Source organism: Mycobacterium sp. MFM001 (genome assembly GCF_003402475.1).
Classification (GTDB): domain Bacteria; phylum Actinomycetota; class Actinomycetes; order Mycobacteriales; family Mycobacteriaceae; genus Mycobacterium.
This window is the reverse complement of sequence record NZ_BFAB01000003.1, coordinates 125,329-148,988: the sequence shown is the minus strand read 5'-3', so window position 1 is coordinate 148,988 and position 23,660 is coordinate 125,329. Positions and strand designations below refer to the sequence as shown.

The following is a 23,660-nucleotide window of genomic DNA, read 5'->3' as shown; positions in this document are numbered from 1 at the left end:
AGTCGTGACGCCGAACCGGGGAATCGACGAGGACTTTCTCGACCTGTCCCGCCATGAGTTGGCCGATGCCGCGCTGTCGGCGGCCACCGCAGCAGGGGCGAGCCACGCGGACCTGCGGATTCACCGCATCATCACCGAAGTCATCCGGCTGCGCGACGGCGAGCTGGAGACGGCGGTCATCAGCCGCGAGCTCGGCCTGGCGGTGCGGGTGATCGTCGACGGCACCTGGGGATTCGCCTCGCACGCCGAGCTGTCCGCGCCCGTCGCCGCCGAGACCGCGCGAAGGGCGGTAGCAGTGGCCACCGCGCTGGCGCCGCTGAACGCCGAGCGGATCGAGCTGGCCTCCGAGCCGGTGTACCGGGACGCCAGCTGGGTGTCGAGCTATGAAGTCGACCCGTTCACGGTGTCCACCGCGGCCAAGGTCGCCGTGCTGGCGGAGTACTCCGGCCGGTTGCTGGCCGCCGACGGGGTCGACCACGTCACCGCCGGGCTGACCGCGGTCAAGGAGCAGACCTTCTACGCCGACACGTTCGGGTCGACGATCACCCAGCAGCGGGTGCGGCTGCTGCCGCGATTGGAGGCGGTCAACGTCGACGCCGCGGCGGGCGGCTTCGACACCATGCGCACGCTGGCGCCGCCGACGGCCCGCGGCTGGGAGGTGGTGGCCGGCGACGAGGTATGGAACTGGAGCGACGAGCTGGCCCAGATCCCGTCGCTGCTGGCCGAGAAGGTCAAGGCGCCCGGCGTGACGCCGGGCCGTAAAGACCTGGTGATCGACCCGACCAACCTGTGGCTGACCATCCACGAGTCCATCGGGCACGCATGCGAATACGACCGCGCCATCGGCTACGAAGCCGCCTATGCCGGAACATCTTTCGCCACACCCGACAAGCTCGGCAGTCTGCGCTACGGCTCGCCGGTGATGAATGTCACCGCTGACCGCACCGCCGAATTCGGTTTGGCCAGCATCGGGTACGACGACGAGGGCGTGGCCGCGCAAAGCTGGGATCTGGTGCGCGACGGGATCTTCGTCGGCTATCAGCTCGACCGGGTGTTCGCGCCGCGGCTCGGGCAGCCGCGGTCCAACGGCTGCTCGTATGCCGACTCGCCGCACCACGTGCCGATCCAGCGGATGGCCAACGTGTCGCTGCAGCCGGGCACCGACGAGCTCTCCACCGCCGATCTGATCGGCCGGGTCGACGACGGCATCTACATCGTCGGCGACAAGTCCTGGTCAATCGACATGCAGCGCTATAACTTTCAGTTCACCGGCCAACGCTTCTTCCGGATTCGCAACGGGCGGCTGGATGGTCAGCTGCGCGATGTTGCCTATCAGGCCACCACGACCGACTTTTGGAATTCGATGGAAGCCGTTGGTGGACAGTCGACCTGGCAGCTGGGCGGGGCGTTCAACTGCGGCAAGGCCCAGCCCGGCCAGGTGGCCGCCGTCAGCCACGGCTGTCCGTCGGCATTGTTCCGCGGAGTCAACGTGCTCAACACTCGGGCGGAGGCAGGCCGATGATCGGTGCTCAGCAGGTTGTCGATGCCGCGTTGGGTGCGGCGAAGCGTGCCGACGAGACGATCGTGATCGTCAGCGACCGCAGTGAGGCGTCGCTGCGCTGGGCGAACAACTCGATGACCACCAACGGGGTGTCGACCAGCCGCAAAACAACGGTGATTTCGATTGCGCGTCAAGGTAACAGCGCCCGTGTCGGCTCGCTCAGCACCGCGGAGGTGGACCCGTCGCTGATCCCCGGGCTGGTCGAGGAGTCGGCCGAGGCCGCCCGCTCGGCGCCGGAGTCCCGCGATGCGGCCCCGCTGCTGCCCGGTACCGGCGTGCCCGACGACTGGGATGCCCCGGTTCCCGCGACCGGGGCCGAGGTGTTCGCCGACGTCGCGGGGGCGTTGCGGCGGGGATTTGGCGGCGCGGACCAGTTGTACGGCTTCGCCCGCCATGAGCTGCAGACAACGTTCGTGGCGACGTCCACCGGGTTGCGCCGGCGCTACACGCAGCCCACCGGATCGGTGGAGATCAACGCCAAGCGCGGCGGAGCCAGCGCCTGGGCCGGCGTCGGTACGCCTGACTTTGCCGATGTGCCAACGGATTTGCTTTTGGAGCAGCTGTCCACCCGGCTGGGCTGGGCCGAGCGAACTATGGAGTTGCCCGCGGGTCGCTACGAGACGATCATGCCGCCGTCGACCGTGGCCGACATGATGATCTACCTGGGCTGGACGATGAGCGGCCGCGGCGCGCAAGAGGGCCGCACCGCATTTTCGAAGCCCGGGGGCGGAACCCGGGTGGGGGAGCGGCTCACCGACATGCCGCTGACCCTGTACTCCGACCCCTTTGCACCGAGGCTGGGGTGTGGGCCGTTCGTCGCCGCCACCAGTTCGTCGGAGACGGTGTCGATCTTCGACAACGGCATGGACATCCGACGGGTGGATTGGCTGCGCGACGGCGTGATCAATGCGCTGGCCTACCCGCGGGCGGCGGCGGCCGAATTCGGCGCCCCGGTCGCGGTCGCCGCCGACAACCTGCTGATGACCGGCGGCCACTCCACGCTCGCCGACATGATCGCCGAGACCGAGCGCGGGCTGCTGCTGACCACATTTTGGTACATCCGCGAGGTGGACCCCACCACGCTGCTGCTGACCGGGCTGACCCGCGACGGCGTCTATCTGGTCGCCGACGGTGAAGTAGTCGCGGCGGTCAACAACTTTCGGTTCAACGAGAGCCCGCTGGATCTGCTGCGGCGGGCCAGCCAGGTCGGCGCCAGCGAGGTGACGCTGCCACGGGAATGGGGTGATTGGGCTACCCGGGCGGCGATGCCGTCGTTGCGGATTCCGGACTTTCACATGTCGTCGGTCAGCCAGGCGCAATAATTCTGCGATGGGCGGATTGTTGGCGCCGTTGGTGGCGTTATCCGGTGGAGCTGTAGTACGAGGTGTTTGCGCGAGGGCGTTGTCGTTGCCGCCGCTGCCGACCGAGACGGACGTGTCAGATGTCGAACCCGCGGTCGCCGAATTCGCCGAACAATTCAGCATCGACGTGTCGATGATCGGCGACGAGCACCGGTCGCGATTGTCATCCACGCTGGGGGACAAGACGTTTGGCGTCGTGGTGCAGATGTATATCGCCGACTTCGTCCCTCGGGTGCGGGCCGGGCTGGAGGTGCTGGGAGTAGGCCAGGAGCATCTCGGATGGGTATCCGAGCCGATTGCCTGGGATCACTCCACCGATCCGGCCGACGCCGTGTTCAACGGATTTCTGCCGGCGGTGGCGCGGATGCGTGAGCTCGATGCGCTGACGTCGGAGCTGGTCCGGCTGCGCGGGGCGGCGCAGCACAACTGCCGGTTGTGCAAGTCGCTGCGGGAGACGACGGCGCTGGAGGCCGGCGGGTCGGAGTCGCTGTACGGCGACATCGAGCGCTTCGAGGCGTCGACGCTGCTGACCGATCGTCAGAAGGCGGCGCTGCGGTATGTCGACGCGCTGATCTGGTCGCCGGCCCACATCGACCGCAGCGTGGCAGCTGCGGTGCGTGCACATTTCTCCGAAACTGAGGCTGTCGAGCTGACGTTCGACGTGATGCGCAATGCCAGCAACAAGGTCGCCGTGTCGTTGGGCGCCGACGCGCCGCGGGTGGAGCAGGGCACCGAGGAGTATCTGATCGGTGCGGACGGGCAGACGGTGTTCAGCTGACGGCCTATTCGCGGCGGGCGCCGGATGAGGCCAGGACTACATGTCGTTGGCATGCGGCAACTTTCGGGATGTGAAACACTGCGGTGCGAACCGCACTACCGAAAGTTGGGCCACCAGAAAATATGTCAGCAAAACAAGCGCAGCACGACGCGGCCGAAGCTTTGTTCAGGGCCATCGTGGCGACGCTGGACAAACATGAACACGAACACACCCTGACCGAGACGGTCCTGGAGGCACTGGCGTCGGCGTATGCGGCGGTGTCGACGAGCGTTCCCGATCAGGGACGGTTGGGGTAGCCCCGAGGGGCATGGCCGCGGCCCGGGGCTATCCCCTCGGCTTCCGGTTCTGCCGCGCCGGTTACTCTGCACCTAGCTGATGCAGGGGGCGGTAGCTCAGTTGGTTAGAGCCGCGGACTCATAATCCGTTGGTCGCGGGTTCGAGCCCCGCCCGCCCCACCGCAGAGGTGTATGACCTCGGCTGATGCTTAACACTGCGTGGAATCTGCCTTGGTCAACACCATCGCCGCTTCGTTGTACGGGAACAGGCGGTAGAACATCCCTGATGACCCCGAAACGATCGCTGCGCCCTCGGCCTTACTCACAAGACGGGGATTGACCAGCGCGATACTTCTGCCGCGCCTGTGCAATACCGCCTGTCCGCCGGCCAAAACATTCTTCACCCAGTCCGAATGCAGCCCGTACCCGATGAGGATGACGAAGCCGTCGGGGGTGGGAAAGACCAACAGCGGCGTTCGATAACGCCGGCCTGATTTGCGTCCGACATGTTCGAGCGTCCCTTGGAACGGAAGCCACGGCGTGATCGACCGAGCCGCTGGATTGGTGACTCGACGATTGAATTTGGCGACGGCCCTTGGTACCCGCATGGCTCCTCATTCTCAGCTAGGTTCAAATCATCGACGTGCCAACTCATGCGGTCGTGGGCACCAGGGCGCTGATGTCCTCGCCTTGAAGCAGCTTGATCGTCAGATTCAGGTCGAAGTAGTCGGTCCAGCGTGTGATCCTCCCGTCGCCATCGACGACGAAGGTTCCCATTACGGGGATGGCCGGCTTGCGTCCATCGGGAGTCTGGATGTAGTCCAGGCGTTCGGTGAGCACCACGGAACCCTCGCTGGCGAGGTTCACGATCTCGAACGCGTAGGCGTCCGGGAACATAGCGAACTGGGCCGCCATGTTCTCCACGATGGCGTCCGGTCCGGTGAAGGCAGGCATTCCCACGTTCTGATAAACAGCCCCTTCGGCGAGGAGGGGACGTAACGCTTCGGCGTCCCGATTCTCCATCAAAGCGCAGAAGTGGCGGACGATATCGGCTGGCGAAGACAATGAAACGAATCCTTTCACTGCGCGTAGGTGAATCAACTGCGCGGGTTGGAAGACGATGCGGATCTGCCTCTCGACACATCAGTGCTCGTGGATGATCACCCCGCGAATGTTGCGGCCGGCGAGCATGTCGTCGTAGGCCTCATTGATGTCGTCGAGCTTGTACTCGGTGGTGACGGCTTCGTCGAGCAATAGCTTGCCGCTTCGATAGAGGCTGATCAGTCGAGGGATGTCGGCCCGCGGGTTGGCTTCGCCGTACAGGCTGCCCAGCAGGCGTTTCTGGAACAGCGTGAACAACGTCAGCGGCAGCGTCGGCGTCACGTCGGACATCGATGCCAGGGCGGTGGCCACCACGGCACCGCCCTTCCGCACCGCGTTGAGCGCGTCGTTGATCATCGCGCCTTCGAGCACGCCTGGCGTAAGAATGGCCGAGTCTGCCATGACTCCACGCGTAATCTCGCCAACTAACTGGGTTGCTTCCTCCATCGAGGTGGCAAAGTGAGTGGCTCCGAACTGAAAAGCTTTGTCGCGCTTGCTCGGCTCAATATCGACTACGACGATTTGCTCCGCACCCGCCAGCCGCGCGCCCTGAATGGCGCCGCTGCCGATGCCTCCGCAGCCAACCACGAGTACCACGTCGCCGGGACTGATGTTCGCGGTGTTGACGGCCGAACCCCAGCCGGTGGTTACGCCGCAGCCGAGAAGGCATGCGCGCGATAGCGGTACATCGTTGTCGATCTTGACCACTGAGGCTTCCGACAACACGCCCCATTGCGCGAAACTGCCGACGCCCGAGAGGGCTCCGATGCCCCGTCCTTTGGTTCGGCGCCGGAAGGTGCCGTCGGCCTGGACTCCCGCGAGGATGGTCGCGCCGGAATCACAGAGATTCTGACGACCCGTGGCGCACCAGCGGCAGCGACCGCACGCCGGCAGGAAAGATGTGACCACGTGGTCTCCCACCGCTACATCGCGCACTCCCGGACCAACCTCTTGAACGATGCCTGCCCCTTCGTGTCCACCTATCAAGGGAAAACTCACTCCGAACATGTCACCGGTGCGGATGTGGTGGTCGGAATGGCACAGGCCGGTGGCTTCGAACTGGACGAGCAGCTCGCCTTCCTGCGGCGGATCGAGTTCGATCTCTTCGACCGACCACTTCTCGTTCAGCCCCCACAGAACTGCACCATTGGTCTTCATGGCGACTCCTTGACGATATGTATTGCACGCTCGGGGCAGTTCGCCATTGCGTTGTGCGCCCGGTCTTCCCATCCGGGAGGAATATTTTCCACGGTGACGAAGGCGGTCCCCTCGTCGTCGACGTCGAACAATTCGGGATACCTTGCGTAACAACGGCTGTGGCCCTGGCACAACTCTGCGTCGACTCGAAGCTTCACCGTTCAGTCCAATCCGCCCGGTCTGATCCCGATGACACCCTGCTCTGCCAGCGCCGCTATCGAAGAGACGTCGAGACCGAGTAGGTCGCCGAGGATGGTCGCGTTGTGCTGCCCCAACGTCGGCGCTGTTGACCGATACCACTTGTCAACGCTGCGGTACTTGAAGGGAATCGCCGGCACGTGATGCCGCCCCACGACGGGATGGTCGAGGCTCTCGAAAAAGCCTCGTGCGGCCAGCTGAGGGTGCATCGAACCGACCCTGGCGTCCCCCAAATCCGCAGCCGGAACACCATATTCAACGAGCAACTCTGCCGCGGCCGCGGAATCGTGGTGGCCGGCCCACTCCTCGAGATGCTTATCGATCACATCGTGTGCCCGCACACGCCCTTCGTGGTTGTCCAACGTGGGGTCACTCGCCCAATCCGGTTCACACAGAGCCAACTTCAGTTGGCGCCACTGCTCGTCCGTGGCGACCGAAATCGCCAGCCACCGCTCGGTCCCCGCACATTGATAGAGCCCTTGTGGGGCGGCGTCACGGCTGCGATTTCCTAGTCGCGATATCAGGTTGCCGTACGCAGTGAATTCGACAACCTGCTCGGCGGCTGCGTTGAGCGCGGACTCAACCATCGATACTTCGATGAATGATCCTTGGCCAGTCTGGTCACGTTGCCGGAGTGCTGCGAGCATCGCGAATGCGGAGTGCATTCCTGCCAGTGGGTCGCAGGGGCCGCGCGGGATTCGCGGCTGGTCGTACTCGTGGCCAGTCACCCAAGCCATTCCGGTCATCTGTTCCATTGTTTGCGCGAAACCGACATTGTTGCGCCACGGCCCGTCGAGGCCGAACGCAGGCATGCGGACCATCACTATTCGGGGGTTCTGCTCACTGACGGCCTCCCACGTGATGGCGAAATTGTCGAAGACGCGGGGCGAGAAGTTCTCGACCAGAATGTCCGAGTGCGTGACGAGTCTGAAAAACAGCCCCCGGCCTTCGGGAGAGGACAGGTCGAGGGTGAGCCCTCGCTTATTGGTGTTAGTCGCCAGGTACATCCCCGACCGTTCCCACCACTGAGTCTGATCGGCGAATGCTGCGGCGGCCATCCGCGCGCCGTCAGGATGTTTTGTCGACTCCAGGTGAATGACCTCAGCGCCTAGTGCGGCGAGAATGTGCGTCGAGGAGGGGCCTGCCCACCACGCTGTCGCGTCGAGAATGCGTACGCCTTCCAGAGGAAGTCGCGGTGCACGGTCGGCAGCAGTCGCAATCCTGCTGTGGCTGGGCGCTTTTGCCATTTCGCCGAGCAAAGGAGCACCGGCTGTTGGGGCGGGTCGTCGGCCATTGATCTGGTAGGGCGCCAGCGGGTGGGTGAAGCTGCCGTCGGCATACGTGCTCCACACACCGCGCGCCGCGAACTGAGGGTGGTCCAACACGGTCTGGCCATTGTTGACCGGTGAGACGGGGATCCGCAGATCGGAGGCCAACGCGACGATCTCGTCTGTGGAACGCTGCGTCGTCCATTCCCGCACAATCTGATTCCACTCCTCCCGCCGTTCCCACCGCGTCGTGGCGAGGGCCCACGCAGGGTCATCGTCGAGCAGATCCAGTCGGTCGATTATCGCCAGGAACGACTCGAATTGTTGGCGAGTATTGGTGTTAAAGCCCACCCATCCGTCCGCGGTCGGTTCGATGGAAGGGATTTCAACCTGTCGGGCCGGCACGGTCAAAGGGGGACGACCGGCCAACTCGTGGTAGAGGTCGGCGAATCCGCTGGCGCTGAGGTGGCAAGTCTCCAGCAACGAGCAGTCGATGATTTCACCAGCACCGCCGAGTTGGACCCGCCGCAATGCGCCAAGCGCCCCGACGGCGGCGTAGCTGGCCATGACCCATTCGAATACTCGACCACCCGCTTGAATGGGCGGTTGGTCCGGGCGGCCTCGCAACGCCAGGGTTCCGCTCTCGGCCTGGATCGTGAACTCCGTCGAGGGTCGGTCCCGGTACGGTCCGGTCAATCCGTACGGAGTCAATGCCACGATCACCAGGTGTGGCGCGCGCCGTAGGAGGGCGTCGCGGTCGAGTGCCCCAGGGCCGAGAGAATCGACGAACACATCGGCGGAAACGATCAGCGCCTCCAGGTCGGCCAGCGAAGTGCCAACTACTGAACGCTTGCCGGCGTTCAAGAACTTGAACAGCGCATCGGCGTCGCTCTGAGCGCCAAACGTTCTGCGGCGGAACGGATCCCCGCCTGGGGCTTCTATCTTGATGACCTCTGCTCCGAGGTCGGCGAACAACTTGGTGCAGTACGGGCCCGAAATTTCCGTCGCCCACTCGACGACACGAACCCCACGCAGAGCGGTCATCGTGCGGCTTTCCGCGTCAATGTCTGCTGAAGTGAGTTACTCATCCCGATGAGTGCACACACGCCGCTTCCTGTCCTCACGCTCGTGCCGATCGAGCAGGGTGTTCTGCATCCGCATGGCTGCGGCTTGGTTGGCAACGACGCTAGCGACGGGAAAGCTAACATGTCAAGTGCGACTCGATAACTCTGGCCGCGGTTGAGTCGTTGGGGCTTTCAGTCGGCCGCACGCACCTTGGGGGACCGTTGGACCCGCCCGCGGCGTTTGGCGGGCGGCTTCGTAGTCGACGTGCCTACCCCTTTGGCGAGGATTTGCGAACCCAGTTCGATCTGAGCGTGGATATCTGACTCGGCCGTACCAAACCAGCGTGGTCCGAGGCTCGTCGTGAAGATGATGAAATTGGCCAGCAGCTCGGCGAACAGGTCGGCGTCGACGTCGGCCCGGATCTGCCCCGCGGCCTGGTAGTGGCGAAGACCTTCGGCAATCACGGCCGTACGGCGTGCGTGATTGGGTTGCAGCACCCGCAGCGAGAAGTCGGGATCTGACAACGCCCGACCGGAGATGTCCCAGCCGGGAACGCCGCTGTCCCGGTCATCGATCCTTAATCTCGCAAAGAAAAGCTGCTCGATATAGTCCTCGAAGCGCGTAGGCAGGTCCGCTACGACTTGCTCTTCTGCCTCGCTGACCAGGTCCGCGATCTGTCGAGAAACGACTTGCTCGAAGATGCCTCGCTTGTCTACGAAGTAGTGGAACAGCATCGCCTCCGAGCAGTTCGCGCGACGGGCGATCTCCTTCGTCGCCGCGGCCGCGTATCCCGCTTCGGCAAACACCTCAGCGGCTGCTTCAAGGAGGGCTCGTTGTTTGCCGTCCTTGTCGCGAACTCGCCGCCGCGCGCCTGTGGTCATCACACATATTTTAGCGAGCAGCCGTCGGCTGAGGGGAAGCCTGCACGCGTGCCGCCCGTTCGCGCGCACTACGCGGGCGCGTCGATCCGAAGTGCGTTCAGGTAGTTATCGAGTGCGACTTGACTCCGCGGCGGTCGACGATTTACTGTGCTGCCAAAGCGAATTTCGGTGTGTGCGAAGAAATCCGAGGGCCGGGGCAGATGGCACATGGACGGCGGCACGATTGCGGCGTGCCTGGAATGTGGTCGGCCCCTCGGTGGTGGCTGTCCGGCCGGGCTGAGCGCTGGCGGTGTCTCGAGGTCGGCGGGGACGGAAAGGACTACCCATGGTGAGCAAATCACCGGAGGAACACGCCCGGAACCTCGACCTTCGTCACGAGGATTTCAATGATCAAGAATTCCTCTACGAGGTCTACTCGGTGATGCGGGAGAACGGACCGTTCAGTCACCAGGACGTGCCATTCCTGGGCGCCACGCCGGGGGGCGCGTGGATCGCCACCCGCTACGACGACTGCTACGAGATTTTGCGGAACTGGCGCAGCTTCTCCAGCAAGCCCCTGGGACTCGAGGGCAACCCGATGTCGTTCGGCGACATCGTGATCACCTTGGATCCCCCACGGCAGCAACAGCTTCGCAAGGTTCTCAATCCGTATTTCTCTCCGGGCCGGATGAAGGAGCTGGAACCCCAGGTGCGCGCGGTCACCGATGGGTTGATCGACAATTTCATCGAGATGGGCAGCGGCGATCTCGCAGACGTGGCATGGCAGCAACCTGGAATCGTGTTCTTCCGGTACGTACTCGGCATGCCCGTTGAGGACGTGCCGCTCTACATCGAGACAGCCGACCTCGCGATCAATGGTGAGAGCGAAGAGATCCGAAACAGTTCGATGACCAATCTGTACCTCCGCATACGCGAGGAGATCGACAAGCGTCGTGGTGAACCGCCGCGTGATGACCTGATCGACGTCCTACTCGCCGCCGAGATCGACGGCGAGAAATTGAGCTTCGACGATGTTGTCGCGAATGTGATGCTGCTGGTGCAAGCGGGGCTCGAAACGACCTCCAGTGCAATGTCGTTCGCCTTCTTCTATCTGGGCACCCATCCCGCGGATCGCGACCGACTCGTAAGCGAAGCCGGGTTGATGCCCGCGGCGATAGAGGAATTCATCCGGTTTGCCGGTTCGGTCCACGGACTGCATCGCTCAGTCGCGGAAGAGGTTGAACTAAGCGGCCACAAGTTCTGTCCCGGTGAGACAGTCGTCGTGAACTATGCGGCCGCCAACCGCGACGCGCGCGAGTTCGACGAGCCGAATAAGTGCATTCTCGACCGGCAGACAAACCGCCACCTCGGGTTCGGAGCCGGCGTCCATCGCTGTCTGGGCTCCAATCTCGCCCGGCTCGAGTTTCGGGTGGGCGTCGAACAGACCCTGAATCGGATACCCGACTACGCCATCCCCCCTGGGGCAAAAGTTGATTTTCACGGGAACTCAGTCACCCGGGGCTATCGCGCCCTGCCCGTCGTCTTCACGCCGGGTGCCCGCATCGGCCGGTGAGAGGCGGCATGCGACCGCCGATATCGTCTCGCAGCCAACGTATTAGCGAAATCAGGGAGGAACCCGTGGACAAGCAAGATCTTCAGTGGATGATCTCCGTTGATGACCACATCATCGAGCCCCCGAACCTATGGGTCGACCGCGCATCGGCCGCCGACCGCGATCGAGTGCCACACGTGGAGCGCATCGACGGCGTCGATACATGGATCTACGACCAAGCGCGCGCGTCGGTGTTGGGCATCTTGGTCGCGGCTCACCAAAGGCCGGCCGAGTACTCCCCGCTGCCAGTGAATTACGACGAGATGCCCCGTGCTTACTTCGACCCGGTTGCCCGCATCCCTGACATGGACGAGGATCACGTGATCGCGGGACTGAACTTTCCGTTCTTCCCCCGGTTCTGTGGCCAGATGTTCGCCCACCTCGGTGACCGCGACCTCGGGCTCAAGTGCGTGCGTGCCTACAACGACTTCGTCATCGATGAGTGGTGCGCGGCGGCGCCCGGTCGCTACATCCCCATGGTCATCGTCCCGTTGTGGGATACCCGACTGGCAGTCGAGGAGACGCTGCGGTGCGCCGGCAAGGGCGTCAAAGCCATCGCCTTCTCGGAGAACTTGCACCCGCTGGGATTTCCGTCCATTCACTCGGGAGCATGGGACGATTTCTTCGCGGTGGTAAACGAGACGAAGATGCCGCTGTGCACACACATCGGATCTTCCTCGGTTAGCCCAACCACATCACCTGACGCACCTTTCGGCGTTCAGGCGGTCAACATCAACCTCAATCTGGCGAACTCAACCACCGACTGGCTGTTCTCGGGCAAGCTGCAGAAATACCCGGATCTGAAAATCGTGCTGGCCGAGGGCGGCATCGGCTGGATCCCGTACCTCATCGAGCGTGCTGAACATGTCGCCGCCGACTACCAGTACCTGCGCGCCAACAACTGGGCGGTTGACCCCGCCACGATGCGCTTAACCCCGGTGCCCACCGATCCTGAAATTTTCCCGGAGTCTCCGCGCCAGCTCTTCCGCGACCACATGTACGGCTGCTTCATCGAGGACGACTTCGGGGCGGCTAATCTCGACTTCATCGGCGTCGACAATGTGATGATCGAAACGGATTACCCGCACACCGACAGCCTCTGGCCCAACTCCCTTCAGGCCGCTCACAAGGCACTCGACGGCCGGTCCGACCTCGACAAGTACAAGGTGCTGCAGGGTAATGCTCGCCGGGTCTTCGACTTTGAGCCTGCTCCGTATCCGGCGCTGACGTAGTCAACGGCTGACGGATTCGGATGATGCGGGAGTACCAGAGCTTCATCGACGGTAAGTGGTTGAGCGACAACGCCCTCGGCACAATCGATGTCATCGATCCGGCCACCGAGGAGTTGATCGGCCGAGTCGTCGATGGTGGACCAAAGCAGGCGGCAATGGCGATCGAGGCTGCCAGGCGGGCTTTCGACGAAGGCCCGTGGCCGTGGATGTCCGTCCGGGAGCGGGCGAAGATCATCAAGCGGTTCGCTGAGATCCTCGATGAGCGCAAAGCAGAGCTTAGGGAGCTAGTCGTCGCCGAGATCGGCTCGACCGGCTTCATCACGGACCTGATTCAGGTTGGCCGCGCCATCGAGGCGGCCCACTACTACGGCGAGTTCGTCGAACACGATGTGACGTGGGTGGAGACACCGGGCGGGCCTGTAGTTTCGCCGACTGGCCTGGGCGGCGTGACGGTGGTGCGTGAACCGGTCGGGGTGGTCGGCGTCATCACGCCATTCAACTTTCCTTTCTCGATCAACATTCAGAAGTGCTTGGCCGCGTTGGCCGTCGGCTGCACTGTGGTACTGAAGCCCCACCCATGGACTCCGATGAACGCCCTGGAGCTGGCCAAGGTTGGCGAGGAAGCGGGCCTCCCGCCGGGAGTGTTCAACGTGGTCGTGGGCGGTGCCGACGCGGGAGAGGAGCTGTGTACGCACCGAGGCGTCGACATGATCGGGTTCACCGGTTCGACGGCGACCGGTCGACGCATCCGCGAACTATCGGCGGCAACCATGAAACGCGCACAGCTGGAACTCGGCGGCAAGAGCGCGCACATCGTCCTCGACGACGTCACCGAAAGCGACGTCGCGGGAATAGGATTCGGGCAGGTGCTGATGCATGCCGGACAAGCATGCACCGTCACCTCGCGACTTCTGTTGCCCGAGCACCTGCTCGACGCGTATGTCGAGGGCCTCAAAGCCATGGCCCCAATGATCACGGTCGGCGACCCGCGTGATCCAGCCACTGTCGTCGGTCCGCTTATCAGGGATCAGCAGCGTCAACGAGTTGAATCCTTCGTTCAGGCGGGCCTACAAGACGGCGCGCGGCTGGTGGTCGGTGGCAAACGTCCCGAACACCTCGAACGCGGCTTCTACTACGAACCGACGGCATTCGTCGACTGCCGCAGCGACATGCGCTTATGCCAGGAGGAGGTGTTCGGGCCCGTACTGGCGGTGATGACCTATCGCTCCGAAGACGAAGGCATCCGCATCGCGAACGACTCCATCTACGGTTTGGCAGGCCTGGTAGTGACTCGCAACGCCGCAAAGGGATTCAACGTCGCGAGGCAGGTCAGAACTGGCACCATCATGGTGCAGACTGTCGCACCCGGTGTCGATCTAGGAGCCAATCCAGGGGGAGGGCAGGGCCCCGGCTGGTCTTTGCCGGTGCGCGGCATGTTCAACGGCGGGGGGCCTTTCGGTGGGTTCAAGCAAAGTGGCCTTGGCCGAGAGCAGGGGCGCTGGGGCTTCGAGGAATACACCGAACTTAAGTCGATCACCATGATGTAGCAGGGCGCTGCACCTTCGATGACGTGGCGCGGATCCGCGTTGGGACTTGGGGTTGGAAAGGTCGCGTGATGGAACTTCTCAAAGATGTACGAGTCCTCGAGGTGTCCCTCTTCTCCGCGGATGCACTGGGCGGGCATCTGGCTGACCTCGGCGCAGAGGTGATCAAGGTGGAGCCGCCTGGCGGCGGCGGTTTCCGCGGAGCGGCGGTTTCCGGCGGCGAACTGCAGGACTCGCACTGGAATCGCGGCAAAAAGAGTGTGGCGATAAACCTGAAAACCCCTGAGGGTCAAGAGGCATTCCGCCGGCTGGCCGCGACATCGGCGGTGGTGATCGACGGGCTACGCTACGGAACTGCGCACCGGCTCGGCTTCAGCTACGACGACATCGTCGCAGTCAACCCGACAGTTGTGTACTGCATGCTCAACGGCATGGGCAGCTATGGGCCCTACACCCGATTAGCCACACACGGGCTTTCCTTCGACTGTTTCGCCGGCTTAAGCCCGCCGATCATCGATGCGGATGGAACGCCACGCCTTTCGGGGGCGGCGACAGGGACGACAGGTGTTCTGGCGGGGCCGCTGTACGCAGCAATGGGCGTACTTGCCGCGCTGCACGCCGCCGGACGCGACGGCAAGCCGCAGTACGTCGAAGTAGCGCAGGTCGATGCTGCGATCAATTGGAACTTTCAACACCTCACAGCGCTGGCGAACGGTCAACCCACCTACGGCGAGGGAATCCGCGCTTCGCTTCGCTACCAGTACTACGAAACGAGCGACGGCAACTACGTGGTGTTCAACGCCCTGGAGGACAAGTTCTGGCGGAGATTCTGCGAGTCACTCGACAGGATGGATCTCTATGAACCGGGGCGCCGGGAGCCGGGTGCAGATGTCGAGGCAGAGGCCCGGCTGCGCGAGGAGTTGACGGCGATCTTTAAGGCCCGCACTCGCAGGGAATGGACCGACTTCTTTCTCGCGACCGATATCGCTGGTGCGCCAGCGTTTTTGGGCGCCGATCTGTTCGACGACGACCACACGAAGGCTCGCCGACTCGTCTATGAGCAAGCACAGCCTGACGGGACCTCGAAGACGATGGTGGGCACGTGCATAAAGACCAATCCCGACGACGGATTCGCACCGCCAGCAGCGCCGCGCGTTGGGCAGCATACGGAAGAGTTGCTCGGCGCCCTGGCAGGCTACGACGCGGCCGCAATGGAGCGCCTTCGTTCGTCGGGTGCAATCTGAACACCGGCGCATCCCCCCTCACGGTTCATATATGAGGAGGTTCGGCCATCTTATCGGCCGATCGCTAGCTAACAGCCCTGCGCGCGTCTCGCGCCGGCGAAGTCGCCCCGGCTGTCGTGATACAACGCCAAGCCACAAATCGTATGGCCTTAGCCAAGCGTTAGGTCTGTTTACCTGGGAATACGCGGTCCAATTGACGATATTTGAGTGATGGTCATACATTTATGGCATACATGTCCGTACCATCGCCTGGCTGGGCGCAACGGAAGTTGAGACATGATGAACGTGACCAGCACCGCTTCCAACGTCTTCGACGCTGGCCTCCCCACGCTGAATTACGGCCTCACCGCCACTCCGCACGACATCCTTGAGGATGTCCGAAGGGCGCAATCGTGCGCGCCCATTGCCATCGGTCCACTCGGTCCGGAAATCCTGTCCTACGATCTGGCTCGGGACATATTGCGCGACAACAGATTCCGTGTGCCGCCCGGTATCACCCTGGCAGCGCAGGGCATCATCTCGGGGCCGTTGTACGACAAGATGGCGAACAGTCTCCTGGGCTTGGATGGACCCCCACATGTCCGGTTACGCAAACTGGTTTCCAAGGCGTTCACTCCGCGCGCGACATCACGTCTACAAGACACGATCCGCGAGGTGGTGAACCAACTGATCGATCGGGTGGCGGACGCCGGACGGTGCGACGTCGTGACCGACATCGCGCGTCCCTATCCCACCCCGATCATGTGCGCGCTGCTCGGTGCGCCTCGCGAGGATTGGCAGCTGTTCGCGGATTGGACGGAGGAGATCTTCAAAGCCCTCAACTTCCAGCCGGATGCCACCTTCGACGAGTCCGCGATCATGCGCGCATGGGGTGAACTCGACGCCTACGTCGACGACATGGTGGCCGCGCGCCGAAAGAGCCTGACCGATGATCTGCTCTCCGAACTCATCCGCGCTGAAAGCGACGGTGACCGTCTCAATCTCGACGAACTGCGCATGCTGGTGGCCGGCTTCTTGATGGCGGGCACGGATACGACGCGGAACCAACTAGCCGCGTCGGTGCAGGTGCTCTGCGAGCATCCGGACCAATGGGCGAAGCTGCGCGAGCATCCAGAACTTGCCATGCAGGCGGTCGAGGAGAGCATGCGCCACTCGCCCGCGGCCTGCATCGTGCCGCGAGTCGCCGGCGGGGACGTCGAGTTCGGTGGCTACCTGTTTCCGGCAGGGACTTTCGTGCTCGCGAACACCTTTGCGGCCAACCGCGATCCAGCAATCTACGACGATGCTGATCGCTTCGACATCGCGCGCAAGGACGTACCGGCAATTCTGACCTTCGGCGGTGGCGCGCACTACTGTCTCGGGGCGAACCTCGCACGCCGCGAACTGGCGGAAGCTCTCACAGTCCTCACCCGCCGCCTGTCCGCCACCCATCGCGTCGGTCCGGCACCGTGGAAATCCCTGCTGGGAATGACCGGTCCGACAACTTTGCCGATCGAATTCACCTGCGAAAGGCTTGTGACGGCGGATGCGTAGTCGTGGCTGGGCAGGTGTGACACCCTCATCGGACGAGGAAGCGATTTCGCGAATTCTGACTGCGGTAGACGAAGAGGTCGCTGAGCACGGATCGGCGATACGCCTTGCCGACGTCGCCCGCAGGCTCGGTGTCACTCGCCAGACGGTGTACCGCTACTTTCCCAATGCTGACGCGCTGCTCATCGCCAGCTCAATGCGCGCCGTCAACGGATTCATCGACCAGGTCGCAGACCACGCCAGTGGGCTTAGCGATCCGGTCACTGCGCTGGTCGAATGCGTTGCGTTCGGGGTCGAGAACCTCTCCGGCGATCCGCAGCTGGAGACGCTACTGACCCGGCGAGATGAGGGCGAAGCAGTCACCTCGCTGACCTCCGACACGGCGATCGCATTCTGCATGTCGGTCTTTCACCGTCTCGACGTCGATTGGAAGCTTCATGGCTTCGACGCCGCCGCGCTGCGTGACCTTGCCGAAATGACGCTGCGCACCGTGCAATCGCTCCTCACCGATCCCGGTCCGCAGCAGCGCGACGGAGTCGCACTACGCCGTTTTGTTGCGCGATGGCTCGGTCCAGCAATCCTCTACCCACGCATGGCGTCGCTGTCGATCCACGGAGGCTAGCCTTCGGCGTGCGGTGTAGGACTTTGCGGTGATTCCCACTTCGATTCCAGAGACCGCCGTACCAAGGTGCCCGCCGCTAGTTCGACCTGGAAGGTTTCCCCGCCGTCGTCCTCGAGTGTGACGACGTAGCCGTCGTCGCCCGAGTCCTTGAACACCACTTTGTAGAGTCGTTCGCCAGAACCACGGTCGAGGGCGATCATGTCGCCAGGTGTGACCTCGTCGATGCGGTCGTCGCCGAATTCGTCAGGCATAAGTCGATGGGCTCGAAGACAATTCAGCTGCCGAGTGCGTCTTCCAGTTCCCGCACATGGTCCTGCGTTTGCTGCAACAAGGGCCGTAGTGCCTCAGCCACATCCGGCAATCCCAAGTCGGTCGCCTCCATCACGCGCTGGCGGTAACGGTCGAGCTGACGACGTTCCAGTTCCACATCGGCCTTCAACGCCGACGCGCCGTCGGTCACGTCGGGCACGTCGGGCACTTTCACGGTCGGCGTACCGCCGAGGAAATCGATCTGCTGAGCAAGGATCTTGGCGTGCTGTAGCTCCTGGGCCACGTGCCTATCCAGTTCCTCGGTGATCGAGTGGTATTCGGGTCCTTTGATCGTTGCGATGTGCTGGGTGTACTGCACGATCGACTGATACTCGGTGGCCAGATCCTCGTTGAGCCGTTCGATGAAAGCGCTGGTGTCCATCTGGCTAGGTTTCACCGAAGGCCGCGCGCTGAAACGTATTCGCCGCACTAGTGCGCGGACGAGGTCAGTACGGCGGCTCCAACGTGGTGAACATCGGAAAATGGCGCACGTTCGTCGTGACCAGTTCGGCGTCGATGACGATTGCGGTGGCAGCGATCAAGTAATCGACAGCACCGATACCGCTGTGGCTTCTCCGGTAGCGACGGGCCAGCTGCCCGGCAACGCGGGCGATTTCCTCGGTTACCGCGGCCCAACGCAGGGCGGAGCAGAACTCCTCGAGCGCATCGAGTTCGTTGTCACGTGCGCCTGCAAGGAGCTCGAATCGGACCAATTCGCTTGCCACTAAGACTTCGCCGCTCTCGAGGACCGTCGCGAGTAACTCGACAGCGGCCGGCTCGCCGCGCAAGTGGTCGACAGCGATCGTGGTGTCGAGCAGCTTCACGCCAGACCGAGCCGGCTGAGGCGTTCGTTGAGGTCGCCGCGAACCGCGTCGACGTACTCGGCGCCGGTGAAGTCGCGTCTACGCCAGCTGCCGGCACTTCGCTTCAGCGCGGCCGTCCGGTCTTCTTTGCTTCCACTGCTGTACGTGGCGCGAATTGCCCGACGAATGAGTTCGGAGCGCGACGCACCGCTTGCTTTGGCGGCGCGATCGAGAAGCTCGATCTCCTCGTCCGTAAGGGTGATTTGCGTGCGCACGACATCATCCTACATCTAGTGATGTAATGTTCTGTTCCAGTCGGGAATGCGCCATGTCACCCGAAGCTGGGGTTTCGACTACGGTATGCAGCGGTAACTCCGCCCGTCTCTCGTCCGCGGCGCGGTGTTGCGTTTGCTTGGAGGGATTCGACTTATGCGCTTCGTCAGCATGGCCGTGCTCGTCACTGCCGCCGCCATCTTCGGCTCGTCCGGCATTGCCGCAGCTGCCCCGAAGGACTACTGCGCCGAACTCAAGGGCGCCAATACCGGCCGCACGTGTGAGATCCAGCAGTCCGACGCCGGGTACAACGTCGACATCAGCATCCCGCTGGACTACCCGGACCAGAAGTCGGTCGCCGAATACATCTCCCAGACCCGCGACGGATTCCTCAACACGGCCAAGTCGGGCGCGCCCCGCGATACACCGTATGAGCTGAAGATCAAGCCGACGGAATACAACTCGGCGATTCCGCCGCGCGGCACGCAGGCCGTCGTGTTCAAGGTGTACCAAAACGTCGGCAGCCCGAAGACGACGTGGAAGGCGTTCAACTGGGACCAGACCTATCGCAAGGAGATCACCTACACGGCCGCTTCGGACGACAAAGAACACACGCCGTTGTGGCGGGTCGACGATCCGCTCAAGACCGTCGGGCCGATCGTCCAGGCTGAACTGCAGAAACAGCAGGCACCGCCACCGCCGCCGGCGCAGCCGGGACAGCCGGCAGCGGCCACGACGGCGCCGCCTCCGGCCCTGCCGATCGCACCCGGCGCGCTGTACAACCCGGACAACTACCAGAATTTCGCGGTGGTCAACGACGGGGTGATCTTCTTCTTCGACCAGGGTGCGCTGCTGCCCGACTCAGCCGGGGCGCCGCAGGTGCTTGTGCCCCGATCAGCGATCGACCCGATGCTCGCATAAAGCTCTCAAATTATCCGGTCAAGGCAGCACTTAGTCGGCGCGTCGCAGAACAGAGCTGCACCCCCAAGCGGGTGACTGCCGCACCGCTCATCGGCTCGGCGCTGGGGACCAGGCTTAGCATCAGGGCGATGCGTGACCCCTGCTCGAGGATCGGCGAGTCGATGTGGCTCACCTCGTAGGTGCGGTTCGGGTCCAGGCTGACCGGAAACCACTCCTCTTGATGGATGAGTTCGTCGGTCAACGCCTGCGCCAGCTGGCTCAGCCGAGTGGAACGTACTTCGGCGCTACGCACGATCTGAGCTAGCTCCCGCAGGCGCAGGTCCGGAAGGATATGCAGCCCAACGGCATAGCCGCGTTGGCTGGCGGCGGCCAGTGCCTGGCGATAGCGATCGCGGACGTCCTCGGGCAATGCAGCCAGCCAGCGCTCCTGAGCATCCGGACCGGCCCAGGCAACGATCGACGCCCCATAGGGCGGGCGGTGCGGGAACTGGGTACCGATGGGCATCGGGTGACCGCCGCCGTGAGGGCTTCGGACTTGATCGACGACGGTGGAGTGGTCGTCGCTGACCGAGAACGCGATACAGTGCGCGCCTGTCGCGGCCGAAAGCTCCGCCATCGCAGAGCGGGCCAAAACCAGGGCCGGATAGTGGCTTTCGGCCTCTCGGCCGAGCCGTACCAGCGCGGGACCGAGGTGGTAGGTCTTGCGAACCGGGTCGCGCAGCAGCCAGCCGGCCTGAAGCAGTTCGGACAGCATCGAGTGGCAGCTGGCCTTGTGGACGCTCAAGTGGCGCGATACGTCCGCCAATGTCATGCCCCGGCTTCCCTCACCCGCCAAATGCTCGAGCAGCTTCACTACTCGCTCGGTTTGAGGGGAGGGACGCGGCGCCATAGGAGCAATGGTCGCATAATGCGACTGCTTGCGGTGATATCCGCGACCATGTGACGATGACCACAATGACTGACCTTCAGGACAGAGTGGCGGTCGTGACCGGTGGCGCCGGTGGCATCGGCCGGGCCATGGGGCGCCGTTTCGGCCAGGAGGGCATGAAGGTTGTGCTCGCCGATGTCCTCAAAGAACCGCTTGACGAGGCAACCCGGGCACTCGCCGACGAGGGCATCGAGGCGGTCGGAGTCGTTACCGACGTCACCGACTATTCCTCGGTCAAGTCGCTCGCCAAGGAGACGCTCGATCGCTTCGGCGCCGTGCACGTGGTCTGTAACAACGCCGGCACCGGCGCGGTCTCCGAGGGTTACATGTGGGAACACGACCTCGCCGATTGGCGCTGGGGGATCGACGTCAACGTGCTGGGCGTCATCCATGGCATCAAGGCTTTCGTGCCGATCCTGCTCGAGCAGGGCGAGGGACACGTCGTCAACACCTGCTCGGGCAACGGCGGATTCGCGCCAATTGCCAAGGGAGCCATGGGCGGACCGGCCACGGCGGTCTACCCGATGACCAAGGCCGCGGTGCTCTGCCTGACCGAAAGCCTCTACAGCCACCTGCAGATGACGGGAACGGGGGTCGAAGCGCACGTCCTTTTTCCCAGCGGCTTTCTGAACACCGGCATCTGGGAGTCGTGGCGATACCGACCGGAACGCTACGCCGCAACCCAAGAACGTCGCACACCCGCACACACGCTGGCAGACGTCGTGGCACGCTTCGAAAACGCCGGCGCACGTGTCGAATTCACTCCGCTGGAGACGGTCGCCGACCAAGTGGTGGAAGGTATCCGGGCGAACCGCTTCTGGATGATGGGGCCGCCTACCCCGGCCGACGACGTCGTGAGCCGCAAGGCGGCATCGATCCTCGCCCGCAGCAACCCCGACTACCTGGTCGACGTTCTCGGACAGAGCGCCGAGGCGCAAACCGAAGGAGCAGCACCATGATTCGCTACGGTCCCCGCGCACCCGAGGCGCAGGTTGATCACGAAATCGACGCCACCAAGGCGCCCATCGCCACCGAAGCGGTGACCGTCACGTACCTCACCGATCCGGAGATCGTCGCAGCCGTACTGCCCAAGCCACTGGAGCCGGCGGCCGAGCCTTTGGTGCGGGTTCAGCTTCAGCGAGTCCGGATCGAGGGCAGACCGCCGTTCGGGTCGGCGGTGTTTTCGGTGACCGCCCGCCACGGCGAAATCCACGGCGACTATCCGCTGTTCATGCCGCAGTCCACCGAGCAGTCGGTCACTGGCGGGCGCGAAACATTCGGCGAGCCAAAGAAATTAGCCCACATCGAGGTGGAACGCGACAAAGACCACGTGAGCGCCACCGTCGACCGGCTGGACTATCAGCTCATCAGACTCAACGGGCAGATCACCGGCCCGGCGGAGCTACCGCCCGACCAGGTGAACACCGAGTTCTACTTCAAGTTCCTGCGTGCCCCCGACGGCAGCGGCATCACCGACCCCCACCTGGTCTACGGCGAATACCACCGCCACTACGAGCTGCTGGAAAACATCGACGGCACACTCGAGTTGGGAGAGTCGCCGCTGGATCCGGTGGCCGACATCGTGATTCGCCAGATCACGTCGATCACCTGGTGTCGCAGGCGCACTGTCCAAGTGGGGCGGATCGCAGCGCAAGTGCCGCCGGAATGGCTGCTGCCGTACGTTCACCAGCGCTACGACGACGTGGCACTGCTGGCCGCCCCCGGGCCCGAGCCGGCGCGGGTGTAGACCATGGAGCGGTACACAGTCATTTCGGCCGACTGCCACGCGGGCGCGGACCTGCTCGACTACCGCGAGTACCTCGACCCGCAATACCGGGACGAATTCGACGGCTGGGCAAAGACATACGTCAACCCGTTCGGCGACCTCACCGAGCCCGACGCCGAACGCAACTGGAACAGCGACCGGCGCAACGCCGACCTGGATCGCGAAGGCATTGCGGGGGAGGTCATTTACCCCAATACGGTGCCGCCGTTCTTTCCTCAGGCCAGCCTGGCGGCGCCGCCACCGGAGACCGCCCGGGAGCTCGAACTGCGCTGGGCCGGCCTGCGGGCGCACAATCGCTGGCTGGCCGACTTCTGCTCCGCCTCGCCCGAGCGGCGCGCCGGGGTAGGCCAGATCCTGCTCGGAGACCTCGACGAGGCCGTCGCCGAGATAGCGCAGATTGCGAAACTGGGGCTGCGCGGCGGTGTCCTGCTGCCCGGCGTCGTCCCCGGTACCGGCATCCCCCCGCTCTACGCCGAACACTGGGAGCCGCTGTGGGCGGCGTGCGAGAAAGAGGGCGTGGTGGTCAACCACCACGGCGGCAGCGCCGGACCGAGCCCCACCGACGGGTGGGGCAGCTCGTTCGCGGTGTGGGTGTACGAGACGCACTGGTGGGCCCATCGGGCGTTGTGGCACTTGATCTTCAGTGGCGCACTGGATCGTTATCCCGACCTCACCGTGGTCTTCACCGAGCAGGGCGCGGGGTGGATACCGGCGACCCTCGACTCGCTCGACGTCGCGGCGGCGCGTTACGCGCGGGCGAGCTCGGCGATCGCCCGCTTCGCCGGGCCCACCGCCGGCACGCTTTCCCTTAAGCCCAGCGAGTATTGGGCCCGCCAGTGCTACGTCGGCGCCAGCTTCATGCGACCCGTCGAATGTGCCGAGCGCCACCGGATCGGCGTCGAGAAGATCCTGTGGGGAAGCGACTACCCACACTTCGAGGGCACCGCGCCCTACACGCGAGAAGCGTTGCGGCACACCTTCTCCTGCGTCCCGACCGACGAGGTGGCGGCCATGGTCGGCGGGAATGCGGCGGCCGTATACGGCTTCGACCTCGAGGCGCTTGCCCCGCTTGTCGAGCGCATCGGCCCGACCATAGCTGAGGTCGCCGAGCCGCTGCCGGCCGTGCCCGCCGACGCGCGCAGCACCGTCTTCGAACCCGACCCCATCCGTGCCTGGTAGCGAAAGGACCGAA

General features: G+C 63.9%; 25 protein-coding genes and 1 tRNA gene. 15 read left to right on the top strand and 11 right to left on the bottom strand.

Annotated elements, in window-relative coordinates:
• Positions 1-4: 4 nt before the first annotated feature.
• The 5 genes from MFM001_RS07015 to MFM001_RS07000 all read left to right on the top strand — a co-directional run bounded on the left by MFM001_RS07015 (position 5) and on the right by MFM001_RS07000 (position 4,155).
• A complete protein-coding gene (locus MFM001_RS07015) occupies positions 5-1,522 on the top strand; it encodes a TldD/PmbA family protein (RefSeq protein ID WP_116374536.1) in 1,518 nt (505 codons plus the stop codon).
• Positions 1,519-2,883, top strand: coding sequence for a TldD/PmbA family protein (locus MFM001_RS07010; protein ID WP_116374535.1), 1,365 nt, complete (start codon positions 1,519-1,521; stop codon positions 2,881-2,883). The genes MFM001_RS07015 and MFM001_RS07010 overlap by 4 nt, the downstream gene beginning before the upstream one ends.
• Before the next feature lie 7 nt (positions 2,884-2,890).
• Complete coding sequence (locus MFM001_RS07005) at positions 2,891-3,700, top strand: carboxymuconolactone decarboxylase family protein (protein ID WP_116374534.1); 810 nt, start codon at positions 2,891-2,893, stop codon at positions 3,698-3,700.
• A gap of 122 nt (positions 3,701-3,822) precedes the next feature.
• Complete coding sequence (locus MFM001_RS24605; protein WP_192886872.1) at positions 3,823-3,996, top strand: hypothetical protein; 174 nt, start codon at positions 3,823-3,825, stop codon at positions 3,994-3,996.
• Between the two features lie 85 nt (positions 3,997-4,081).
• Positions 4,082-4,155: transfer RNA gene (locus tag MFM001_RS07000), tRNA-Ile, on the top strand.
• A gap of 29 nt (positions 4,156-4,184) precedes the next feature.
• On the opposite strand, the gene MFM001_RS06995 is transcribed toward MFM001_RS07000, so the two are convergent.
• From MFM001_RS06995 to MFM001_RS06970, 6 genes are all read right to left on the bottom strand, one after another.
• Positions 4,185-4,583: a nitroreductase family deazaflavin-dependent oxidoreductase gene (locus tag MFM001_RS06995; RefSeq protein WP_116374533.1), complete on the bottom strand. Its 399-nt coding sequence runs from the start codon at positions 4,581-4,583 to the stop codon at positions 4,185-4,187.
• 43 nt (positions 4,584-4,626) lie between these two features.
• Entirely contained in the window at positions 4,627-5,058 is a 432-nt protein-coding gene (locus MFM001_RS06990) for a limonene-1,2-epoxide hydrolase family protein (RefSeq protein WP_238158982.1), read from the bottom strand.
• A 60-nt stretch (positions 5,059-5,118) separates the two neighbouring features.
• Entirely contained in the window at positions 5,119-6,234 is a 1,116-nt protein-coding gene (locus tag MFM001_RS06985; protein ID WP_116374532.1) for an NDMA-dependent alcohol dehydrogenase, read from the bottom strand.
• Entirely contained in the window at positions 6,231-6,431 is a 201-nt protein-coding gene (locus MFM001_RS06980; protein ID WP_116374531.1) for a ferredoxin, read from the bottom strand. Before MFM001_RS06980 ends, MFM001_RS06985 begins: the two co-directional genes overlap by 4 nt.
• A gap of 3 nt (positions 6,432-6,434) precedes the next feature.
• Positions 6,435-8,783 (bottom strand): CaiB/BaiF CoA-transferase family protein, encoded by a 2,349-nt coding sequence (locus tag MFM001_RS06975; protein ID WP_116374530.1) that lies wholly within the window; start codon positions 8,781-8,783, stop codon positions 6,435-6,437.
• Between the two features lie 212 nt (positions 8,784-8,995).
• Entirely contained in the window at positions 8,996-9,685 is a 690-nt protein-coding gene (locus MFM001_RS06970) for a TetR/AcrR family transcriptional regulator (RefSeq protein ID WP_116374529.1), read from the bottom strand.
• Between the two features lie 325 nt (positions 9,686-10,010).
• Here MFM001_RS06970 and MFM001_RS06965 point away from each other — a divergent pair, with 325 nt between their 5' ends.
• The 6 genes from MFM001_RS06965 (at position 10,011) to MFM001_RS06940 (ending at position 17,448) form a co-directional block, all read left to right on the top strand.
• Positions 10,011-11,237, top strand: coding sequence for a cytochrome P450 (locus tag MFM001_RS06965; protein ID WP_192886871.1), 1,227 nt, complete (start codon positions 10,011-10,013; stop codon positions 11,235-11,237).
• A 65-nt stretch (positions 11,238-11,302) separates the two neighbouring features.
• Positions 11,303-12,508, top strand: coding sequence for an amidohydrolase family protein (locus tag MFM001_RS06960; RefSeq protein WP_116374528.1), 1,206 nt, complete (start codon positions 11,303-11,305; stop codon positions 12,506-12,508).
• A 23-nt stretch (positions 12,509-12,531) separates the two neighbouring features.
• Positions 12,532-14,055, top strand: coding sequence for an aldehyde dehydrogenase family protein (locus MFM001_RS06955; RefSeq protein WP_116374722.1), 1,524 nt, complete (start codon positions 12,532-12,534; stop codon positions 14,053-14,055).
• A 68-nt stretch (positions 14,056-14,123) separates the two neighbouring features.
• Positions 14,124-15,296 (top strand): CaiB/BaiF CoA-transferase family protein, encoded by a 1,173-nt coding sequence (locus MFM001_RS06950; RefSeq protein ID WP_116374527.1) that lies wholly within the window; start codon positions 14,124-14,126, stop codon positions 15,294-15,296.
• Between the two features lie 279 nt (positions 15,297-15,575).
• Entirely contained in the window at positions 15,576-16,829 is a 1,254-nt protein-coding gene (locus tag MFM001_RS06945) for a cytochrome P450 (protein ID WP_116374721.1), read from the top strand.
• Positions 16,822-17,448: a TetR/AcrR family transcriptional regulator gene (locus MFM001_RS06940; protein ID WP_116374526.1), complete on the top strand. Its 627-nt coding sequence runs from the start codon at positions 16,822-16,824 to the stop codon at positions 17,446-17,448. The genes MFM001_RS06945 and MFM001_RS06940 overlap by 8 nt, the downstream gene beginning before the upstream one ends.
• On the opposite strand, the gene MFM001_RS06935 is transcribed toward MFM001_RS06940, so the two are convergent.
• The 4 genes from MFM001_RS06935 to MFM001_RS06920 form a co-directional block, all read right to left on the bottom strand.
• Entirely contained in the window at positions 17,445-17,699 is a 255-nt protein-coding gene (locus MFM001_RS06935; protein ID WP_116374525.1) for a hypothetical protein, read from the bottom strand. The genes MFM001_RS06940 and MFM001_RS06935 overlap by 4 nt on opposite strands.
• 23 nt (positions 17,700-17,722) lie before the next feature.
• Positions 17,723-18,139: a ferritin-like domain-containing protein gene (locus tag MFM001_RS06930; protein ID WP_116374524.1), complete on the bottom strand. Its 417-nt coding sequence runs from the start codon at positions 18,137-18,139 to the stop codon at positions 17,723-17,725.
• A 64-nt stretch (positions 18,140-18,203) separates the two neighbouring features.
• A complete protein-coding gene (locus MFM001_RS06925) occupies positions 18,204-18,581 on the bottom strand; it encodes a type II toxin-antitoxin system VapC family toxin (protein ID WP_116374523.1) in 378 nt (125 codons plus the stop codon).
• Complete coding sequence (locus MFM001_RS06920; protein WP_116374522.1) at positions 18,578-18,835, bottom strand: CopG family transcriptional regulator; 258 nt, start codon at positions 18,833-18,835, stop codon at positions 18,578-18,580. Before MFM001_RS06920 ends, MFM001_RS06925 begins: the two co-directional genes overlap by 4 nt.
• A gap of 154 nt (positions 18,836-18,989) precedes the next feature.
• Here MFM001_RS06920 and MFM001_RS06915 point away from each other — a divergent pair, with 154 nt between their 5' ends.
• The gene (locus MFM001_RS06915) at positions 18,990-19,754 is read left to right on the top strand and encodes an esterase (RefSeq protein WP_116374521.1); all 765 of its coding nucleotides are present in this window, start codon (positions 18,990-18,992) and stop codon (positions 19,752-19,754) included.
• A gap of 10 nt (positions 19,755-19,764) precedes the next feature.
• On the opposite strand, the gene MFM001_RS06910 is transcribed toward MFM001_RS06915, so the two are convergent.
• Positions 19,765-20,643, bottom strand: a complete 879-nt coding sequence (locus tag MFM001_RS06910) for an IclR family transcriptional regulator (protein ID WP_116374520.1) — start codon at positions 20,641-20,643, stop codon at positions 19,765-19,767.
• A gap of 65 nt (positions 20,644-20,708) precedes the next feature.
• Between MFM001_RS06910 and MFM001_RS06905 the strand changes: the two genes are divergently transcribed.
• Genes MFM001_RS06905 through MFM001_RS06895 form a run of 3 tightly spaced genes read left to right on the top strand, consistent with a single transcriptional unit; the run spans position 20,709 to position 23,647 of the window.
• A complete protein-coding gene (locus MFM001_RS06905; RefSeq protein WP_116374719.1) occupies positions 20,709-21,641 on the top strand; it encodes an SDR family NAD(P)-dependent oxidoreductase in 933 nt (310 codons plus the stop codon).
• Positions 21,638-22,429: an acetoacetate decarboxylase family protein gene (locus tag MFM001_RS06900; RefSeq protein WP_116374519.1), complete on the top strand. Its 792-nt coding sequence runs from the start codon at positions 21,638-21,640 to the stop codon at positions 22,427-22,429. The genes MFM001_RS06905 and MFM001_RS06900 overlap by 4 nt, the downstream gene beginning before the upstream one ends.
• Before the next feature lie 3 nt (positions 22,430-22,432).
• Complete coding sequence (locus MFM001_RS06895; RefSeq protein ID WP_116374518.1) at positions 22,433-23,647, top strand: amidohydrolase family protein; 1,215 nt, start codon at positions 22,433-22,435, stop codon at positions 23,645-23,647.
• Positions 23,648-23,660 lie beyond the last annotated feature (13 nt).

Bases quoted from the DNA above. Each gene is read 5' to 3' on its own strand.
- MFM001_RS07010 (WP_116374535.1), top strand. From the start codon at position 1,519: ATGATCGGTGCTCAGCAGGTTGTCGATGCCGCGTTGGGTGCGGCGAAG.
- MFM001_RS07005 (WP_116374534.1), top strand. From the start codon at position 2,891: ATGGGCGGATTGTTGGCGCCGTTGGTGGCGTTATCCGGTGGAGCTGTA.
- MFM001_RS24605 (WP_192886872.1), top strand. From the start codon at position 3,823: ATGTCAGCAAAACAAGCGCAGCACGACGCGGCCGAAGCTTTGTTCAGG.
- MFM001_RS06995 (WP_116374533.1), bottom strand. From the start codon at position 4,583: ATGCGGGTACCAAGGGCCGTCGCCAAATTCAATCGTCGAGTCACCAAT.
- MFM001_RS06985 (WP_116374532.1), bottom strand. From the start codon at position 6,234: ATGAAGACCAATGGTGCAGTTCTGTGGGGGCTGAACGAGAAGTGGTCG.
- MFM001_RS06975 (WP_116374530.1), bottom strand. From the start codon at position 8,783: ATGACCGCTCTGCGTGGGGTTCGTGTCGTCGAGTGGGCGACGGAAATT.
- MFM001_RS06970 (WP_116374529.1), bottom strand. From the start codon at position 9,685: ATGACCACAGGCGCGCGGCGGCGAGTTCGCGACAAGGACGGCAAACAA.
- MFM001_RS06965 (WP_192886871.1), top strand. From the start codon at position 10,011: ATGGTGAGCAAATCACCGGAGGAACACGCCCGGAACCTCGACCTTCGT.
- MFM001_RS06955 (WP_116374722.1), top strand. From the start codon at position 12,532: ATGCGGGAGTACCAGAGCTTCATCGACGGTAAGTGGTTGAGCGACAAC.
- MFM001_RS06950 (WP_116374527.1), top strand. From the start codon at position 14,124: ATGGAACTTCTCAAAGATGTACGAGTCCTCGAGGTGTCCCTCTTCTCC.
- MFM001_RS06945 (WP_116374721.1), top strand. From the start codon at position 15,576: ATGAACGTGACCAGCACCGCTTCCAACGTCTTCGACGCTGGCCTCCCC.
- MFM001_RS06940 (WP_116374526.1), top strand. From the start codon at position 16,822: ATGCGTAGTCGTGGCTGGGCAGGTGTGACACCCTCATCGGACGAGGAA.
- MFM001_RS06935 (WP_116374525.1), bottom strand. From the start codon at position 17,699: ATGCCTGACGAATTCGGCGACGACCGCATCGACGAGGTCACACCTGGC.
- MFM001_RS06930 (WP_116374524.1), bottom strand. From the start codon at position 18,139: ATGGACACCAGCGCTTTCATCGAACGGCTCAACGAGGATCTGGCCACC.
- MFM001_RS06915 (WP_116374521.1), top strand. From the start codon at position 18,990: ATGCGCTTCGTCAGCATGGCCGTGCTCGTCACTGCCGCCGCCATCTTC.
- MFM001_RS06910 (WP_116374520.1), bottom strand. From the start codon at position 20,643: ATGGCGCCGCGTCCCTCCCCTCAAACCGAGCGAGTAGTGAAGCTGCTC.
- MFM001_RS06905 (WP_116374719.1), top strand. From the start codon at position 20,709: ATGACTGACCTTCAGGACAGAGTGGCGGTCGTGACCGGTGGCGCCGGT.
- MFM001_RS06900 (WP_116374519.1), top strand. From the start codon at position 21,638: ATGATTCGCTACGGTCCCCGCGCACCCGAGGCGCAGGTTGATCACGAA.
- MFM001_RS06895 (WP_116374518.1), top strand. From the start codon at position 22,433: ATGGAGCGGTACACAGTCATTTCGGCCGACTGCCACGCGGGCGCGGAC.